The organism is Luteimonas salinisoli (assembly GCF_013425525.1).
In the GTDB taxonomy this organism is placed as follows: Bacteria; Pseudomonadota; Gammaproteobacteria; order Xanthomonadales; family Xanthomonadaceae; genus Luteimonas; species Luteimonas salinisoli.
The window spans coordinates 47,392-66,318 of record NZ_JACCKA010000088.1; the positions used below are offsets into that span (position 1 = coordinate 47,392).

The window sequence follows — 18,927 nt, forward strand, 5'->3', positions numbered from 1 at the left end:
TGGCCGGTCTGCCCATGCCCGGAACCCTCATGATCCTGCGTCCGCTCGCACTCGCCGTCCCGCTCGCCCTCGCCGCCGTCCTGGCCGCGTGCGGGCCCTCGCCCGACACCGGAAGCAGCGCCCGGCCCGAGTCCGCCGCCGGCCAGGAACAGGCCGGGGACCGCGCCGCCCGGCTGAACGCGCTGTACGAGGAGTTCTGGGAGGAAACGCTGCAGCTCAACCCGGTGCAGGCGACGTTCCAGGGCGATCACCGCTACGACGACCAGCTACCCGATTTCGGTTCGGCCGAATACCGGCAGCAGGTGCACGATTTCAACACCCGCTGGCTGCAGCGCGTCGAGCAGGTCGGCGAAGAGGGCCTTGAGGGCCAGGATCTGTTGAGCTACCGGATCTTCGTGCGCGAGCGCCGCGATGCGCTGGAGGCCGAGCGCTTTCCCTCGTGGATGATGCCGGTCAACCAGATGGGCAGCCTGGCCAGCTACGCGGTGATGCTCGGCTCCGGCTCGGTCGCGCAACCGTTCAAGACGGTGAAGGACTACGACAACTGGCTGGCGCGCGCCTCGCGCATCCCGGTGCTGCTCGACACCGAGATCGCCAACATGCGCGCCGGCATGGAGGCGGGCGTGGCGCAGCCGCGGGTGGTGATGGAGAAGGTGCTGCCGCAGCTGGACGCGGTGATCGTCGACGATCCGGAGAAGAGCCAGTTCTGGGGCCCGATCTCCGGCATGCCCGAGGACTTCTCCGCGGAGGACCGCGAGCGCCTGACCGCCGCCTACCGCGAGCTGATCGCCGACCAGCTCATGCCGGCATTGCGCGAGCAGCGCGACTTCATCGCCGACGAATACCTCCCGGCGGCCCGCGACTCGGTCAGCCTCGCCGCGCTGCCCGAGGGCGGCGACTGGTACGCGTTCTCGGCCCGCCAGAGCACCACGACGGACCTGCCGCCGGAACGGATCCACCAGATCGGCCTGGACGAGGTGGCGCGCATTCAGGGCGAGATCCGCACGGTGATGGAGGAGGTCGGCTTCGAGGGTTCGCTGCAGGAGTTCTTCGCGTTCATGCAGAACGACGCGCAGTTCGAGTTCGAGTCCGAGGAGGCCCTGCTCGCCCACTACCGCGGCTTGGAAGCCAAAGTGAACGAGCGGGTCGGCGAGCTGTTCTCGCTGACCCCCGAGGCCGGCTTCGAGATCCGCCCGGTGGAGGCGTTCCGCGCCGAATCGGCGGCCGGAGGCTCGTACATGACGCCGAGCGAGGACGGCAGCCGCCCCGGTATCTTCTACGTCAACACCCATGACCTGCCCACCCGCAAGACCTGGGACGCCGAGGACCTGTTCCTGCACGAGGCCATCCCCGGCCACCATTTCCAACTGGCCCTGCAGCAGGAACTCGAGGGCGTGCCGGCGTTCCGCCGCTTCGGCGGCGAGACCGCCTTCATCGAGGGCTGGGGCCTTTACGCCGAGGGCCTGGGCCGCGACCTCGGCCTCTATACCGATCCGTACAGCTACTTCGGCCGCCTCCAGGGGGAGCTCTGGCGCGCGGTGCGGCTGGTGGTCGACACCGGGCTGCACAGCAAGGGCTGGACCCGCCAGCAGGTGCTCGACTACATGTTCGAGAACTCTTCGGTCAGCGAGCCTGACGCGATCGCCGAGGCGGAGCGCTACATCGCATGGCCGGGCCAGGCGCTGGCCTACAAGATCGGCGAGTTGAAGATCAAGGAACTGCGCGCCAGGGCCGAGCAGGCGCTCGGCGACCGCTTCGACGTGCGCGCCTTCCACGCCGAGGTGCTGAAGGACGGCTCGGTGCCGCTGGAAGTGCTGGAAAGCAAGATCGATGGCTGGATCGCGGCACAACAGGGCTGAACGGTACGGCCACCGCCTGCACGGCCTGCCCCATCCTTTCGCACCGCAAGGGCCGGCATGGCCGGCCCTTGCCCATCCGTTGCGAGGATCCATCACCGTCGCCGCGCCAGGCCGTCCCATCCGTCGTTGTGATCCATCACCGTCGCCACGGGGCGGCGCCAATGAATAGTCGTGTCTGGCAGATGGTTCCAAAGAGCGCCTTCGATTGACCGCGCGGGGCGGGAGCCGCGCCGGGGTGTTGCTCCGCCCTTCGGTCCGGCCGCGCCAGGCAGTTCCATCCATTGCGGGGATCCATCACCGCCGCCACGGGGCTGCGTCAATGAATCGCCGCGTCTGGCAGTTGGTTCGTCGGAAGACCGCCTTCGGTCGACCGCGCGGCGCGTGAACCGCGCCCCGGCGCGACTCCCGCTTGAACGTTGTTGGGCTTCGGAGGGATGGGTTGCCGAGCATCCGAAAGCGAATGACAGGCCGCTTGCGCGGTACTGGCGCGCGGCCCGTGCGAACGGCACGCCCGGGGCGCGCAACGGCACGGGTCCGCGGCGGCGAGCCGGGGAGCACATTCCGGCCCGGGCGCCGCTGCCCCGAAATCCGCGAACTCGCCTCGACCGTGACGCGACACGCAAGACTCCCTGGCACCCGCGCATTAAAAAGGGCCGGCATTGCCGGCCCTCTTCGTTCCGCGATCGCAACCGGGTCTCAGGCGCGCGCGCCGCGGCGCGCACCGGCCGGCTTGCCGCCGCCGCGGTGCTGCTTGGGACCGGCGTGGGCCTGGGGGCCGCGCGCCTGCGGCTTGCCGTGGGCGCGGTGCGTCGGCTTGGCCGGAGCGCGCGCCTGGGTGCGCTGGCCCTGGCGCTGGCCGCCACCGCCGTTCTTCGGGATCGGGGCGTTGAGGTCGATCGGGCGGCTCGGCTCGAAGCCCGCGACGGACTCGACCACCACGTCGGCCTTGAGCATGCGCTGGATCTGGCGCAGCAGCCCCCCCTCCTCCGGCGCCACCAGCGACAGCGCTTCGCCGGACGCGCCGTTGCGGCCGGTACGGCCGATGCGGTGGATGTAGTCCTCGGCCACCATCGGCAGGTCGTGGTTGATCACCAGCGGCAGATCGGGGATGTCGAGGCCGCGCGCGGCCACGTCGGTGGCGACCAGGATCCGCGCCTTGCCGGCCTTGAACGCGATCAGCGCCTTCTGCCGCTGCGCCTGGCTCTTGTTGCCGTGGATCGCCACCGCCGGCAGCCCGGCCTGCTCCAGCTGCTCGGCGAGCCGGTTGCAGCCGTGCTTGGTCTTGCCGAACACCAGCACCCGCTCGGTATGGCGGCGGGCCAGGATCTCGACCAGCAGATCGCGCTTGCGCGCGCCGTCGACCGGGTGCACCCGGTGGGTGATGGTCTCGGCGATGGTGTTCTGGGCGGCCACCTGCACCTGCTTCGGGTCGCGCATGAACTCCAGCGCCAGGGCCTTGATCCGCGGCTCGAAGGTGGCCGAGAACAGCAGCGTCTGGCGGTCCTTGGGGACCCGCGCCAGCACCCGCTTCATCGCCGGCAGGAAGCCCATGTCGAGCATCCGGTCGGCCTCGTCCAGGACCAGGATCTCGACCGCATCGAGCTTGGCATGGCCGTTCTCCATGTGGTCGAGCAGGCGGCCCGGGCAGGCCACCAGGATGTCCACGCCGCGGCGCAGGTTCTCGATCTGCGGCTGCATGCCGGCGCCGCCGAAGATCGTCGCCACGTGCAGGCGCAGGTGGCGGCCGTAGGCCTTGAGGCTGTCGCCCACCTGCACCGCCAGCTCGCGGGTCGGCACCAGGATCAGCGCGCGCGGCTTGCGCGGGCCCTTGGGCGGGGTTTCCTTGGCCAGACGCTGCAGCAGCGGCAGGCCGAAGGCGGCGGTCTTGCCGGTGCCGGTCTGGGCGCCGCCCAGCAGGTCGTGGCCGGCCAGCGCCAGCGGGATCGCCTGGGTTTGGATCGGTGTGGGTACGGTGTAGTTGCTGTCGGACAGCGCGCGCAGCAGCGCGGGCGAGAGCCCGAGGGTTTCGAACGTCATGCGTTTGATGCTCCTGTACGTCGCGGCGCGGCGCCGGCCGCCATGGGGCGGGCCGGTCGGGCGACCGTGACGGCTTACTCGGAGCTATCCAGAACCGCGCTGCGAGTAATTGGTGACGGTGCGGAAAGGTTCCGGACCGTTGATCTGCGCGACGTTGGACGTGCGGAATAAGTTGCCGGGGAATCCCCGCGGCGGGCATACCAGGATCGTCTCTGCCCGTGGGCAGGGGGAGCCGTGTTGCAGAACAGCCGCGGAGTCTACGCTAGCCCGGACCGCCCCGCCAGCGCCGCCTGCGCCGGGCGTTCAGCCGCCGCGCCCGGACGCGCACGGCTCAGACCGTGTGCAGGCCCTCCCCGCCCCGCAGGTGCGGCGCGCGGGAGATGCCCAGCGCCTGCCGCAACTGATCGCGGTAGCTGCGACCCGAGGTCACGCACGCGCCGCTGCGCAGCCGCAGCCAGTACTGCGCCGCGCCCCAGGCCTCGATCTGCTCGATCGCGTCGATGCGCACGATCCGCGAGCGGTGGATCCGCACGAACCGCCGCGGATCGAGTCGCTGCGCGAACGCCGCCATGGTCTCGCGCAGCAGCAACGCACGGCCGTCCAGGTGCAGCTCCAGGTAGTTGCCCTGGGCGAGCACGTACTCGATGTCGGCCACCGCGACCATGCGCAGGCGCTGGCCGTCCGGCACCGCCAGGCGCTCGGGATAGTCGCCGCTGGCGGGCGCCGCGCCGCCGGCCAGCCGCAGCCGGAGCCTGGCCACGGCCTCGCGCAGCCGCTCCGGCGCCACCGGCTTCATCAGGTAGTCCACGGCAGCGGCGTCGAACGCCTGCAGGGCGTGGGCGGAATACGCGGTCACGAACACCACCAGCGGGCGCCGTGCCGCAGGCAGCCGCTCGAGCATCGCGAAACCGTCGACATGCGGCATCCGCACGTCGACGAAGGCCACGTCCGCCGCCGCCTGCAGCAGGCCCGAGGCGGCCTGGAGCCCGTCGGCATACTCGGCCACCACCTCCACGTCGCCCTCGGCCTGCAGCAGGCGCGCCAGGCGCGCGCGCGCCAACGGCTCGTCGTCGACGATCGCGACGCGCAGGCGGCTCACGCCGCCACCGCCCGGCGCCCGCACGGCAGCCGCACCCGCGCCGTGGTGCCGCCGCCCTCGCCGATCTGCAGTTCGACGGCCTGGTCGTCGCCGAACAGATAGTGCAGGCGCGCGCGGATGTTGCTCAGCCCGGTGCCGTGCCGGTGCGCGCCCGGGACGCCGTCGCCGTCGTCGCTGACCTCGAGCAGCAGGTGGGCGCCCTCGCGCCGCGCCACCACCTGCAGCAGTCCGGCCGCGGTCCGCGGGGCGATGGCATGGAGAATCGCGTTCTCGGCCAGCGGCTGCAGCACCAGCGGCGGCACAAGCACATCGTCGAGCCCCGGGTCGACCCGCCAGCGCAGCCGCAGGCGCGCGCCGAGCCGCACTTTCTCGATCTCCAGGTAGTGGCGCAGCAGCCGCAGCTCCTCGCCCAGCGGCACCAGCTGCGAACGCTGGTGGTCGAGGCTGCTGCGCAGCAGCTCTCCCAGCCCCACCAGCATGCGGTCGGCGGCATCGGCGTCCCGGTGCACCATCTCGGCGATCGAATTGAGCGCGTTGAACATGAAATGCGGGTTGAGCTGCGCTCCCAGCGCCTCCAGTCGGGTCTCGGTCAGCCGCGCCTGCAGCTGTTCGGCCTCGCGCTCGCGCTGGCGCGCGCGCTGCGCGTACAGCCAGGCGTGGGCGACTCCGACCATCAGGCAAAGCAGCAGGAAATTCCTGGGAAAACTCGCCGCGAGTTCGCGCCAGAAGCCCGGGAACTCCTGGTACCAGCCGATCCACGGATTGAGCAGCGCCACCGCCGCCACGCGCAGCATCACCAGCGCCACCACCAGCAGCAGCGCCGCGACGATCGAGACCACCAGCCGCGGGCGCTCGATCGGGAGGGTCCGCAGCCACCACAGCAGCACCACGACCATGGGGACCCAGAGCAGGCCCGAGGCCATGCCGAGGCGGAACGCGGTCGCCGTCGCCATCCTGGTGCCGTCGGCGAGGTCCATGGTCAGCAGCTGGGCCGACAGCAGCAGGCCGTAGAGCGTCCAGCCACCGACGATCGCGAGCCAGAAAAGGGGCGAACGGAAGCTCATCCGACCAAGCTAGGCCAGCGCGGCCCCGTCCGCAACAGCGGGAAGTCGTTCGTCCCCGCGGGTCGACCGTTGGTCCCGCCCTGAGTGCCGCGAGCGGCGGCGCGACTGGCGCGGACACGGCTGCCACGCATGAACGCCATCGCCTACAATGGCGCCGGTCCCCGCCAGAGCGTCGGTATTGAAGCGCAACCACGGCAACGCGCCGCCAGCGTACGGACACGCGCCTGACGGGGATGCGGCATGCCGCCCCCGGCGCTCCAGCATCGTCTGGGTGCTCGCGATCCTGCTGGCGCTGCTGGCCAGCGGCACGGTCGCCGCGCAGGAGTGGCGCTACCGGGTGCGTCCGGGCGATACCGTCTGGGACCTGAGCCGGAAACACCTGCGCCCGGACATCCCGTGGCAGCGCCTGCAGGCGCACAACGCCATCGACGATCCCTGGCGGATGCCCCCGGGCATCCAGGTGCGGATCCCGGTCGCCTGGCTACGAGTGCAACCGGCCACGGCCACCATCGTCGCGCTGCACGGGGAGGCGAGCGTCGCCGACGCCGGCGGCAGGCAGGATCCGGCGCGCACCGGGATGCAGGTCGGCGCCGGCAGCATCGTCCGCACGGCCGACGATGCCAACCTCACCCTGCGCTTCGCCGACGGCTCGCGGCTGCAACTGCACGCGGACAGCGAACTGCGCCTGGACAAGCTCAGCGCCTACGGCTCCACCGGCATGGTCGACACCCGCACGCGCCTGCTTCGCGGCCGCAGCACCAATTCGGCCGCCCGCGCCCGCGGCCCGGCCTCGCACTTCATCGTCGACACTCCCGGCACCATGGCCTCGGTCCGGGGCACCGGGTTCCGCATCGGCTACGACACCCAGGCGCGCACCACCCGCTCCGAGGTGCTCGAAGGCCGCGTGGCGGTCAGCGGCGGCGGCCGCAGCCTGCTCCTCGGCGCCGGGCTCGGCACGCTCAACGACGACCGCAACCGCCCCCGGCCGGCCGCCCCGCTGCTGCCCGCGCCGGACCTGTCCTCGTGGCCGGCGGAACTGCAGCAGATGCCCGCCCCGCTGAGCTGGCCGGCGCTGGACGGCGCACAGGGATACCGCTTACAGCTGGCCGCGGACCCCGAGTTCCTGACCCTGCTGCAGGACCGCACCAGCGACACGCCCGTCGTCGAACTGTCCGCGCCGGGCGACGGCGTCTTCCACGCGCGCGTCCGCGCGATCGACGCGCGCGGGCTGGAAGGCCTGGACGCGGTGCGCGAGGTCCGGGTCGCCGCCAATCCCCCGCCGCCGTTCGCGATCGCGCCGATCGAGGAGGGCGCCACGCACGGGCCGCGGCCGCGGTTCCGCTGGACCCGCAGCGAGGGGGCCGCACGCTACCGTCTGCAGGTCGCCGCCGATGCCTCGTTCGCCACGCCGCTGATCGATCGCGCCGGGCTGGCCCGCACCGAGCTCCGGGCGCCGCAGGAGCTGCCGCCGGGCGACTACTTCTGGCGCATCGGCGCCATCGATGCCGACGGCAAACACGGCCCCTACGGCAAGCCCGTCCGGTTCGCGCTGCGCGACCCGGAGCCGGGTCCGGCGATCGGCACCGGCGACGTCGACCGCGACAGGCGCAGCCTGCAGGTGCGCTGGCCGGCCGGCGGCGACGACCAGCGCTACCATTTCCAGCTCTCTCGCGACCGCGACTTCGCGCGCATCGAGCTGGAACGCGAGCTCGACGAAAACCGCATCGAACTGCCCGGGCTCGGCTCCGGTACCTGGTACATGCGCACCCGGCTGGTCGACAGCGACGGCTACGCGCATCCGTTCGGTCCGGTGCAGAGCGTCAGGATCGGCTGCCTGCCGTGCAGGATCGCGCTGGGCGTCGGCGCTGCGCTTCTGCTGGTGCTGTGACCGCATCCGGCAGCCGGCGGCGCGAAACGGCCGGGCGCCTGGCGATCGGCCTGCTGGCCTGCCTGTGCGTGTCCGGGCTGCTGGCGCGCGACCTGACCTGGCGCATCGACACCTGGATCTACGACGCCCTGCTGGCGGGCACCCAACAGGACGTCGACGAGCGCATCGTGGTGGTCGCCATCGACGAGCGCAGCCTGGCCGCGCTCGGGCGCTGGCCCTGGCCGCGCGACACCCACGCCCGGCTGCTCGACCGCCTTCACGAGGCCGGCGCGCGCGGCGTGGCGCTGAACGTGGTTTTCGCCGAACCGGCGCGCGACGGCGGCGACGGGGATGCACGCCTGGCCGCGGCACTGGCGCGCAGCGGGCGTGCCGTCCTGCCGGTCATGGCCGAGCCGTCGGAACCGGACGGGATGCTCATCGAGGTGCTGCCGATGCCCGACCTCATCGAGGCCGCGGCCGGGCTCGGGCATGTCGAAGCCGCCGTCGACCGCGACGGTGTGGCCAGGGATGCCTACCTGCGCGCCGGCCTGGGATCGGCGCACTGGCCGGCGCTGGCGCTGGCGCTGCTGGAAGCCGGCACCGCGCCGCCCGCCGCCCTGCCGGGCACGCGCGATCCGCAGCCCCGGCAGCCCTCGCCCTATCACTGGGTGCGCGACCACCGGATCATGGTGCCCTACGCGCCCGACGCATTCGCGCAGGTGTCCTATCTCGACGTGCTGCAGGGCCGGGCCGGCGACGCGCTGCTGCACGATCGCTGGGTGCTGGTCGGCACCACCGCCGCCGGCATCGACCAGGGCGTGCCGTCGCCGCTCACCGGCCCCGGTCGAAGCCTGCCGGCGATCGCGTACCACGCCAACCTGCTCAACACGCTGCTCCTCGACCAGGCGATCGCGCCGCTCACCCGCCTGCAGCAGTGGATCCTCGCGATCGGCCTGGTGCTGCTGCCGGTGATGCTCTACGGCGGGAGCGCCCCGTGGCGCCGCCCATGGGCGATGGCGCTGCTGGGCGTCGCCGTGACGCTGCTGTCGAGCGCGCTGCTGCTGCGCTACGGCCGCTACTGGTTCCCGCCGGCCGCGACGGTGGCGGTGTTGACGGCCGGCAGCGCGGTCCTGGCGCTGTGGCGGCCGAGCCGCTCGCACCGCACTGCCGCGGACGTGCTGGGGCAGCGTCCGCCGCCCGGGGTTCCCGGCGGATGAGCGGCCGGCGGACGCCCTCGAAGCGCTTCCCGTCGACCGGCGGCCACGCGCCGCCGACCGGCGCTCCGGTCGTCCGCAGGAGCTGAGCGATGGCGCTGGAAGGCGATGCCGGGCAACTGGTCAAGGTGGTGACCCTGCTGGGCGCGGCGGTGGTGGCTGTGCCGCTGTTCCGCCGCCTCGGGCTCGGCTCGGTGCTCGGCTACCTCGCCGCGGGGCTGGCGATCGGTCCGTTCGGGCTGGCACTGTTCGCCGAGCCCCAGGCCATCCTGCATTTCGCCGAACTGGGCGTGGTGATGTTCCTGTTCGTGGTCGGGCTGGAGATGCGCCCCTCGCACCTGTGGAGCCTGCGGCGGCAGATCTTCGGCCTCGGCACCGTGCAGATCCTCGCCTGCACCGCGGCGCTGCTCGGGGTCGGGATGGCGTTCGGTTTCAGCCTGCCGGTGGCCTTCATCGGCGCGGCCGGTTTCGTGCTCACCTCGACCGCGATCGTGATGCAGCTGCTCGGCGAGCGCGGCGACATCGCCCTGCCCCGCGGCCAGCGCATGGTCTCGGTCCTGCTGTTCGAGGACCTGCTGATCGTGCCGCTGCTGGCGCTGGTGGCGCTGATGTCGCCGACCGCGGCCGATCCGGAGGCCGGGTCGCGGCTTGCCTCGATCGGCGTCGCGGTCGCCTCGCTGGCCGGCCTGATCGTCGCCGGTCTGTACCTGCTCAACCCGCTGTTCCGGATCCTCGCCGTGGCCGGTGCGCGCGAAGTGATGACCGCGGCCGCGCTGCTGGTGGTGCTGGGCGCGGCGCTGCTGATGGAGATGGGCGGCCTGTCGACCGCGATGGGAGCGTTCCTGGCCGGCGTGCTGCTGTCCGAGTCGACCTTCCGGCATCAGCTCGAGGCCGATATCGAACCGTTCCGCGGACTGCTGCTCGGCCTGTTCTTCCTCGCCGTGGGAATGTCGCTGGACCTGTCGGTGGTCGCCGCCAACTGGCCGCTGATCGCCGCCGCCGTGCCGGCGATGATGGTCGCCAAGGGCGCGTGCATCTACCTGGTCGCCCGCCTGACCCGCAGCAGCCACGGCGATGCCCTGGACCGCGCGGTGCTGATGGCGCAGGGCGGCGAGTTCGCCTTCGTGCTGTACGCGGCGGCGGCCTCCGGCGGCATCCTCGACGCGCAGGTCAACGCCACCCTGACCGCGGTCGTGGTGCTGTCGATGGCGCTGACGCCGCTGGCGGTGCTGCTGGCGAAGCGCTTCACCGTCCCGTCGGCGCCGTCGATGGACGGGGTGGAACGCGCCGGCGGGCAGAGCGGCAGCGTGCTGATCATCGGCTTCGGCCGCTTCGGCCAGGTGATGAGCCAGTCGCTGCTGGCGCGCGACGTCGACGTGACCATCATCGACACCGACATCGAGATGATCAGGAGCGCCGCCGAGTTCGGCTTCAAGGTCTACTACGGCGATGGCACCCGGCTCGACGTGCTGCACGCCTCCGGCGCGCATCGCGCGCGGGCGATCGCGGTCTGCATCGACGACCGCGCGGCCGCAACCCGCATCGCCGGACTGGCGGCGCAGGCCTTCCCGCACGCCAGGTTGCTGGTACGCGCGTTCGACCGCGAACATTCGCTGCAGCTGGTGGCCGCCGGCGTCGACTACCAGATCCGCGAGACCTTCGAGTCGGCGGTGCGCTTCGGCGAGGCAGCGCTGCGCGCGCTCGGCGTCGGGGCCGACGAGGCGGCGGCGATCGCGGCGGAAGTGCGGCGGCTGGACGCCGAGCGCTTCGAACTGGAGCTGGCGGCCGGCGGCGACCCGCGCGCCGGCATCCCGCTGCTGCGCGGCAACGCGCCGCCGAAGCCGACGCCGTTCACCACCCCGAAGCGCGAGGGACGCGCCCTCAACGACGCGACGGCCGGCGCCGCGCAGTCTGAGGACGGCTCCCCGGACTCCGGAACCTGAGTCGACTGCCGGAAACGGACGGGGGCGCCGGGCTTTGACGCGACTGGTTGCCTGGCCGCCCTGCTGCTATCATGCTGCGATGCAGCAACGGACCGCCCTGGCACCCGATCCAGCCCCGCCCTGCGACCGGCCCCTTCCGGGCTGCGCGATCGCGGCGCGACCGACGCCACCATAGCGCGTCCAGCCGGTCCCCGCCGGCGCCCGCGAATGGCGCCCGCTTCCTTCTCCCCCCGAAATCCCTCATCGACCGCCCGGATTCCCGGCCGGTCCAGGATCACTCGCCCATGACGTTTCCCAACCTGCGCGCGGAATGGTTCCCGAACGTGCGCGCCGACCTGCTCGCCGGCCTGGTGGTCGCGCTGGCGCTGATTCCCGAAGCGATCGCCTTCTCCATCATCGCCGGCGTCGACCCCAAGGTCGGGCTGTACGCCTCGTTCTGCATCGCCGTGGTGATCGCGTTCACGGGCGGCCGGCCCGGGATGATCTCCGCCGCCACCGGCGCCATGGCGCTGCTGATGGTGACGCTGGTGCGGGACCACGGCCTGCAGTACCTGCTCGCCGCGACGGTGCTCACCGGCATCCTCCAGATCGTCGCCGGTTATCTGCGCCTGGCCGACCTGATGCGGTTCGTGTCGCGCTCGGTGATCACCGGCTTCGTCAACGCGCTGGCGATCCTGATCTTCATGGCGCAGATCCCCGAACTCATCGCGGTGCCGTGGATGGTCTACCCGATGGTGGCGATCGGCCTGGGGATCATCTACGGCCTGCCGCGGTTGACCCGCACGGTGCCCTCGCCGCTGGTGGCGATCGTGCTGCTGACCGGTGCCGCGATGCTGATGGGGATCGAGGTGCCCACCGTGGGCGACAAGGGCGAACTGCCCGACAGCCTGCCGGTGTTCCTGCTGCCGGACATTCCCCTGAACCTGGAAACCCTGCGGATCATCCTGCCGGTCTCGCTGACGCTGATGGTGGTCGGCCTGCTGGAGTCGTTCCTGACCGCCAGCATCGTCGACGATCTCACCGATACCCCCAGCGACAAGCACCGCGAGGCCAAGGGCCAGGGCATCGCCAACATCGCCTCGGGCTTCCTCGGCGGCATGGCCGGCTGCGCGATGATCGGGCAGTCGGTGATCAACGTGAAATCCGGCGGCCGCGGCCGGCTGTCGACGCTGACCGCCGGCGTGGTGCTGCTGCTGATGGTGGTGTTCGCCGCCGACTGGGTGGGGCGGATCCCGATGGCCGCACTGGTGGCGGTGATGATCATGGTGTCGATCGGCACCTTCAGCTGGCGCTCGGTCGCCGACCTGCGCACCTTCCCGAAGTCTTCCAGCCTGGTGATGATCGCTACGGTGGTGGTCACGGTGTTGACCCACGACCTGGCCAAAGGCGTGCTGACCGGGGTGCTGCTGTCGGCGCTGTTCTTCGCCCGCAAGGTCGGCCAGGTGCTGCATGTCGGCTCGGTCCCGGCCGAGGACGGCGCCGCCCGTCACTACACGGTGACCGGACAGGTATTCTTCGCCTCGGCGGAGCGCTTCATCGCCGCGTTCGACTTCGGCGAGGTGCTCGAGCGGGTCCGCATCGACGTCTCCGATGCGCACTTCTGGGACCTGAGCGCGGTCGGTGCGCTCGACAAGGTGGTGCTCAAGTTCCGCCGCGAGGGCACCGAGGTCGAGCTTGTGGGCATGGACGAGGCCAGCCGCACCCTGGTCGACCGGCTGGGCGTGCACGACAAGCCCGGCGCCGAGCACCTGATGGGCGGACACTGAGGACTACGAGATGAGCGCGAACGACGGCTACGAAATCCCCCTCGACGGCAAGGTGCTGGCCTGCATCGACGCCTCGGTCTACGCCGACAGCGTCGCCGACCACGCCGTCTGGGCAGCGCGGCGGCTCGGCGCGCCGCTGCAGTTCCTGCATGTGCTCGACCGCAAGGAACACCCGACCGCGAGCGCGGACTACAGCGGCAACATCGGGCTCGAGGCCCAGGCCGAACTGCTGCAGGAACTGGTGGAACTGGACCAGAAGCGCAGCCGGCTGTCGGCCGAGCACGGCCGGCTGCTGCTGGCGCGGGCGCGCGAGCGCGCGGCCAGCGCCGGGGCGGCCGAGGTCGACGGCCTGCAGCGCCACGGCAGCCTGGTCGAGACCCTGGCCGGCCTGGAAGGCGACGCGAGGCTGTTCGTCGTCGGCAAGCGCGGCGAGGCCGCAGATTTCGACAAAGGCCATCTCGGCGGCAACCTGGAGCGCGTCGCGCGCGCGATCCACCGCCCGCTGCTGGTGGCTTCGCGCGCGTTCCGCGCGGTCGAACGCTTCGCGATCGCCTTCGACGGCAGCCCCACCACCCGCAAGTGCGTGCAGATGGTGGCGCAGAGCCCGCTGTTCCGCGGCCTGCCCTGCCACCTGGTCAGCGCGGGCGACGGCGGCGGCGCGCTGGGCGAGGCCCAGGCCCGGGCCCGCGCGCTGCTGGTGGAGGCCGGCTTCGAGGTCGAGGCCTCGATCGTCCCGGGCGAGGCCGAGTCGGTGATCGGCGGCTACGTCAAGGAGCATGCGATCGACCTGCTGGTGATGGGTGCCTACGGCCATTCCAGGGTTCGCCAGCTGATCGTCGGCAGCACGACGACGGCGATGATCCGCACCTGCCAGGTCCCGGTGCTGCTGTTGCGGTGAGATCGCCGCCCTCGGCCACGACCATGCTCCTTGCGATCTCGCAGCAGCAGGTGGCCAGGGTCTGAGGCGCACGGCTGGCGCAGCAACCGGTCCGGGTCGAAGCCGCCCTTGCCAGCCCATGACCATCGACACCCCCGGCCGTGGGATTCGCGGCGTAGAGTGGCCCCGCGTCCGCAGGGCGCCCCCTTTTCTACAGTGCCCACCGGGCGGAGCGTTGCACGTGTCTTCCAGATTCCCGAACTCCATTGCCCTGACGCTGGCGATCTCGCTGGCGCTGTCCGCCTGCGCCCGCGACCAGGGCGATCCGGCGGCGACCGACGCCGATGCCGACCCCGGCGCCGCGCCCACTCTCGCCCTCGACGAGACCACCCTGCCGCCCGTCAACCGCTTCCAGCTCTCGGACCTTGACGCCGAAGCCGACGCCTGCCGCGACTTCAACGCCTTCGCCAACGGCACCTGGCTGGCGGCCAATCCGATTCCCGGCGACCGCAGCTCGTGGGGCGCGTTCGAGATGCTCGACGAGCGCTCCACCGCCGTGCAGCGCCAGCTGGCCGAACAGTCCGCGGCGAACGCGGACGCCACCGGCCCGCAGAAACTCGTCGGCGATTTCTGGGCCACCGGCATGGACGCGGAGAAGATCAACGCCCAGGGCATCGAACCGCTGCGCGAGGAACTGGCCGAGATCGACGCGCTGGCCGACGGCCCCGCCGTGGCCGACTACCTGCGCAGGTCCGCGGCGAAGGGCGGCGGCTTCCTGGTGGGCATCGGCGCGATGCCCGACTTCCAGGACGCGACCGTCAACATCGCCGCCACCGGCCAGGGCGGCCTGGGCCTGCCGGACGCGCCGTACTACACCGCCGAGGACAAGCAGAAGATCCGCGATGCCTATGTCGCCCACATCGCCAAGGTGCTGGAACTGTCCGACGTTCCCGCGGCGGATGCCGCGACCCAGGCCGCCGACGTGATGGCGTTCGAGACCCGGCTGGCCTCGGTGTCGAAGTCCCGGGAGCAGTTCTCGCGCGACGTCGGGCTCTACTACAACCCGGTGACCCCGGCCGAGGCCGACGCGCTCTCGCCCAACTTCCCGTTCACGGCATTCTTCGAGTCGCAGGGCGTCGAGGTGCCCGAGACGTTCTCGCTGTCGGTACCCGAGTACCACGCCGAGGTCAGCACGATGCTCGCCGAGGTGCCGGTCGAGCAGTGGAAGAGCTACCTGCGCTTCCACCTGGTCGACGAGGCCTCGCCGTTCCTGTCCGACGCGTTCGTCGAGCAGAACCACGCCTTCTACGGCCGCACCCTCGGTGGCCAGCAGGAGCTGAAGGAGCGCGGCAAGCGCGTGCTCCAGACCATCGACCGCAGCGCCGGCGAGGCGCTGGGCCAGCTGTACGTGAAGGTGGCCTTCCCGCCCGAGTCCAAGGCCAGGATGGAGGAGCTGATCGGCAACCTCAGCGATGCGCTCAAGGTCCGCATCGAGAACCTCGAATGGATGAGCGAGGAGACCAAGGCCAGGGCGCTGGAGAAGTGGGAAACGTTCGAGCCGCGGGTGGGCTATCCGGACAAGTGGCGCGACTGGAGCGGCCTGGCCACCGGCCGCGACAGCTACATCGGCAACGTGCTGGCCGCGCGCGAGTTCAACCATCGCTGGGACATCGGCAAGATCGGCCAGCCGGTGGACCGGTCCGAATGGGGCATGCGTCCGCAGACCGTCAACGCCTCCTACAACCCGCTCGCCAACCAGCTCACCTTCCCGGCAGCGATCCTGCAGCCGCCGTTCTTCGACCCCGAAGCGGACGATCCGCTCAACTACGGCGGCATCGGCGCGGTGATCGGCCACGAGATGACCCACGGCTACGACGACCAGGGCGCGCGCTTCGACCCGCAGGGCAACATGGTGAACTGGTGGACCGAGGCCGACCTGGAAGGCTTCAAGGCGCGCACCGGCAAGCTGGTGACGCAGTTCGACGCCTACACCACCGAGGACGGCCGCAACCTCAACGGCAACCATACCCTGGGCGAGAACATCGCCGACCTCGGCGGACTGGCCACGGCCTACGACGCGATGAAGACCGCCACCGACGGCGCCGAGGACCCGGTGATCGACGGACTCACCCGCGACCAGCGCTTCTTCCTCGGCTGGGCCACGGTTTGGCGCCGCAACTTCACCGGCGAGGAGCTGGACCGCCGCCTGCAGACCGACGAGCACGCGCTGGCCGGGTTCCGCGCGATCGGCGCACCGTCCAACCTGCCGGCCTTCGCCGCCGCGTTCGACTGCAAGCCCGGCGACCCGATGGTGCGCGGTGGCGACGAGCAGGTGGTGATCTGGTAGCCGGCCGCGAGCGCCGCGACCGCGAAGGGCCCGGCCAGCGCCGGGCCTTTTTTTTTAGCCGCCGACGCGTTCATCGCGATCGCCGGTGAGCTTGCTAGACTTCCGCGACCTTTCCGGATGGATCCCGCGATGCCTCACGCCAGACCGCTCGCCTTCGCCCTCGCCGCATGCCTGGCGCTGGGCCTGCCCATCGATGCCGATGCGCAACGTCGCGCGGCCCGGGCGCCGGCCGGGCCGACCGAATGCACCGACTTCTATTCGACGGTCAACAAGGACTGGCTCGCGGCCAACATGGTGATCGGCTCGGGCAGCGTCTCGGCGCTGGGCGAACTGCAGGCGCTGGCGCTGCAGCAGCAGCGCGACCTGCTCGACGCGGCGATGCGCTCGCCGCAGAACCACGTCCAGCAGCTGCTCGGCGACTTCTGGGCCAGCGGCCTGGACGAGGCCGCCGTGGAGGCCGACGGCGCGCAGCCGATCGCGCCGCTGCTGGCGCGCATCGACGGCATCCGCCGCGCCCGCGACGTTCCGCCGGCGATCGCCGCGTTGCACCAGGTCGGCATCCCGGTGGCCTTCAACTTCAACGCCGACGTCGACCTGGCCGACCTCTCCCGCCACATCGGCTACTTCAGCCAGGGCGGCCTGGGGCTGCCCGATCCGGCCTACTACACCCGCGACGACGCCGACACCCAGGCGATCTTCGGCCGCTACCGCGACTACGTGCGCAGCATCCTGGCGCTGACCGGCACGGCCGAGAAGACGCTCGACGAGGACACCGCGGCGGTGATCGACCTCGAGACCCGCATCGCCCGGCACTGGCGCGCGATCACCCTCGCACGCGACCCCCGCGCCAACTACGCGCCGGTGCCGACCGCAGGCTTCGACAGGCAGTACAAGCGCCTGCAGCTGGACGAGTTCCTCAAGACCCTCGCCATCGACGGCGACACGGTGTCGATGGCCAATCCCGATCTGTTCGCCGCCCTCGACGAACTCGTCGGCAGCGTCAAGCCGGCCCAGTGGAAGGCGTACCTGCGCTTCCACATCGGCGACGCCATGGCGCCGTACCTGTCGCGCACCTTCCGCGAGGCGGAATTCGAGTTCCACGGCCGCGTCCTGCGCGGCCAGGCCGAACCGCTGCCGCGGCAGACCCAGGTGCTCGACGCCATCAACAAGGCCGCCGGACCGATGCTCGGGCGCGAATACGTCGCCCGCCACCTCCCCGACGGTAGCCGCATGCGCGCGACCACCATCGCCACCGAGGTCCGCGACGCCCTGCTCCGCGGCATCGAGCGCAGCGCATGGTTGAGCGAGCCCGGCAAGGCCGAGGCGCGCGCCAAGCTCGAGGCGATGCGCATCGAGATCGGCGCACCGGAGCGCGACATCGACTACAGCGTGCAGCCCATGGGGCGCGGCAGCTTCGGCGGCAACATGCTGATCGCCTCCACCTGGCGCCATCGCGAGGAGATGCGCCGCATCGGCCAGCACAACGCCGACCAGCGCTGGGAGGTGCTGCCGCAGCAGCCTGCGCTGGCCTACGACCTGGCGCACAACCGGCTGATCGTCTCGGCCGCGGTGCTGCAGCCGCCGGTCCTGGACATGGCCCAGGACGCCGCCGCGCACTACGGAAGCTACGGCGCCCTGGTCGGCCACGAGCTCGGCCGCAGCGTCGACGTCCGCGGCCGCCTGGTCGATGCCGGCGGCAACGTGCGGACCTGGTGGAGCGAGACCGACCAGGCCGCCTGGAACGACCTGGCCAACCGCCTGGCCGGCCAGTACAACGGCTACGCCTGGCCGGCCGGCACCGCGCTGATGGTCGACGGCACCCGCACCCGCGACGAGAACGCCGCCGACCTGGCCGGCGTCGAACTGGCCTGGGACGCGCTGCAGACCGCCACGCCGGAACTGCCCGCCGAATCGGCGAAGTCGTTCTTCCGGGCCTGGGCGCAGCTGTGGCGCCAGCAGATGTCCGCCGACGTGGCCAGCCGCCTGGCCGCCGGCGAGCACCCCCCGGGGCAGTGGCGCACCAACGGCCCGCTGGCCAACCTGCCCGCCTTCGGCGGCGCGTTCGACTGCAAGGCAGGCACTGCGATGCAGCGCGGCGAGGACGAGCAGGTACGGATCTGGCGGTGAGGGGCGGAAACCGGGACTAGAACCGCCGCACGTTGTTGCGGGAGGTGCGGCTGAACGGCGGACGGCCGCGCCACTGCTGGATCAGCAGCCAGCCGAACAGCATGCCGCCCAGGTGGGCGAAGTGCGCCACTCCCGAACGCGTGCCGCTGATGCCGAACACCAGCTCGATCGCGCCGAGCACGATCACCAGGGTGCGCGCCTTCATCGGGATCGGCGGGATCAGCAGCATCACCCGCTGGTTGGGAAACAGCATGCCGTAGGCCAGCAGCAGCCCGAACACGCCGCCCGAGGCGCCGAGCGTCGGATAGGCCATGCCGCCCTGGGCCAGGGCCCAGGACACCACCACCAGCTGGCACAACCCCGCGCCGCCGACGCACACCAGGAAATAGGTCAGGAAGCGTTTCTGCCCCCAGGTGTATTCCAGCGGCGCGCCGAACATCAGCAGCACCAGCATGTTGAACAGCAGGTGGAAGGGGCTGCCGTGCAGGAAGCCGTAGCTGAGCAGCTGCCACGGCAGGAACGACATGCCGCCGGCATCGGCGCCGCCCAGCGGCCACAGCATGAATGGCCGGAACAGCGCATCGCCCAGCAGCATCTGCAGCAGGAAGACCGCGCCGTTGGCGATCAGCAGCGTCTTGGTGACGGGGGGCAGGTTGGAGAACATCCGGGCTCCTAGAGAGACGCGCCATGATACCGGGGAAAAAATGGGGTCAGAGTCGTTTTTCCT

General features: G+C 71.4%; 11 protein-coding genes and 1 pseudogene. 8 read left to right on the plus strand and 4 right to left on the minus strand.

Going from position 1 to position 18,927, the window contains the following annotated elements:
* The first annotated feature begins 14 nt into the window (after positions 1-14).
* Entirely contained in the window at positions 15-1,859 is a 1,845-nt protein-coding gene (locus H0E84_RS17015) for a DUF885 domain-containing protein (RefSeq protein WP_180679847.1), read from the plus strand.
* A gap of 643 nt (positions 1,860-2,502) precedes the next feature.
* On the opposite strand, the pseudogene H0E84_RS17020 reads toward H0E84_RS17015, so the two are convergent.
* From H0E84_RS17020 to H0E84_RS17030, 3 genes and pseudogenes are all read right to left on the minus strand, one after another.
* Positions 2,503-3,896 (minus strand): annotated as a pseudogene (locus H0E84_RS17020) (DEAD/DEAH box helicase).
* Positions 3,897-4,227: 331 nt separating this feature from the next.
* Positions 4,228-4,995, minus strand: a complete 768-nt coding sequence (locus H0E84_RS17025; RefSeq protein WP_180679849.1) for a response regulator — start codon at positions 4,993-4,995, stop codon at positions 4,228-4,230.
* Positions 4,992-6,059 carry a sensor histidine kinase gene (locus tag H0E84_RS17030; RefSeq protein ID WP_180679850.1) on the minus strand — a complete coding sequence of 356 codons (1,068 nt, stop codon included), beginning with the start codon at positions 6,057-6,059 and terminating at the stop codon, positions 4,992-4,994. The genes H0E84_RS17025 and H0E84_RS17030 overlap by 4 nt, the downstream gene beginning before the upstream one ends.
* Positions 6,060-6,330: 271 nt before the next feature.
* Here H0E84_RS17030 and H0E84_RS17035 point away from each other — a divergent pair, with 271 nt between their 5' ends.
* The 7 genes from H0E84_RS17035 to H0E84_RS17065 all read left to right on the plus strand — a co-directional run bounded on the left by H0E84_RS17035 (position 6,331) and on the right by H0E84_RS17065 (position 18,200).
* Entirely contained in the window at positions 6,331-7,947 is a 1,617-nt protein-coding gene (locus H0E84_RS17035) for a FecR domain-containing protein (RefSeq protein ID WP_180679851.1), read from the plus strand.
* Positions 7,944-9,143, plus strand: a complete 1,200-nt coding sequence (locus tag H0E84_RS17040) for a CHASE2 domain-containing protein (RefSeq protein ID WP_180679852.1) — start codon at positions 7,944-7,946, stop codon at positions 9,141-9,143. Before H0E84_RS17035 ends, H0E84_RS17040 begins: the two co-directional genes overlap by 4 nt.
* An 89-nt stretch (positions 9,144-9,232) precedes the next feature.
* Positions 9,233-11,083 carry a monovalent cation:proton antiporter-2 (CPA2) family protein gene (locus tag H0E84_RS17045; RefSeq protein ID WP_180679853.1) on the plus strand — a complete coding sequence of 617 codons (1,851 nt, stop codon included), beginning with the start codon at positions 9,233-9,235 and terminating at the stop codon, positions 11,081-11,083.
* Between the two features lie 284 nt (positions 11,084-11,367).
* Positions 11,368-12,849 carry a SulP family inorganic anion transporter gene (locus H0E84_RS17050; protein ID WP_180679854.1) on the plus strand — a complete coding sequence of 494 codons (1,482 nt, stop codon included), beginning with the start codon at positions 11,368-11,370 and terminating at the stop codon, positions 12,847-12,849.
* 10 nt (positions 12,850-12,859) lie between these two features.
* Positions 12,860-13,747, plus strand: coding sequence for a universal stress protein (locus H0E84_RS17055; RefSeq protein ID WP_180679855.1), 888 nt, complete (start codon positions 12,860-12,862; stop codon positions 13,745-13,747).
* A gap of 244 nt (positions 13,748-13,991) precedes the next feature.
* Complete coding sequence (locus tag H0E84_RS17060) at positions 13,992-16,073, plus strand: M13-type metalloendopeptidase (protein WP_180679884.1); 2,082 nt, start codon at positions 13,992-13,994, stop codon at positions 16,071-16,073.
* A 129-nt stretch (positions 16,074-16,202) separates the two neighbouring features.
* On the plus strand, positions 16,203-18,200 hold the full coding sequence (locus H0E84_RS17065; RefSeq protein WP_180679856.1) for a M13 family metallopeptidase: 1,998 nt from the start codon (positions 16,203-16,205) through the stop codon (positions 18,198-18,200).
* A gap of 16 nt (positions 18,201-18,216) precedes the next feature.
* Here the strand turns inward: H0E84_RS17065 and H0E84_RS17070 are convergent, their stop codons facing one another.
* Complete coding sequence (locus H0E84_RS17070; RefSeq protein ID WP_180679857.1) at positions 18,217-18,864, minus strand: rhomboid family intramembrane serine protease; 648 nt, start codon at positions 18,862-18,864, stop codon at positions 18,217-18,219.
* Positions 18,865-18,927 lie beyond the last annotated feature (63 nt).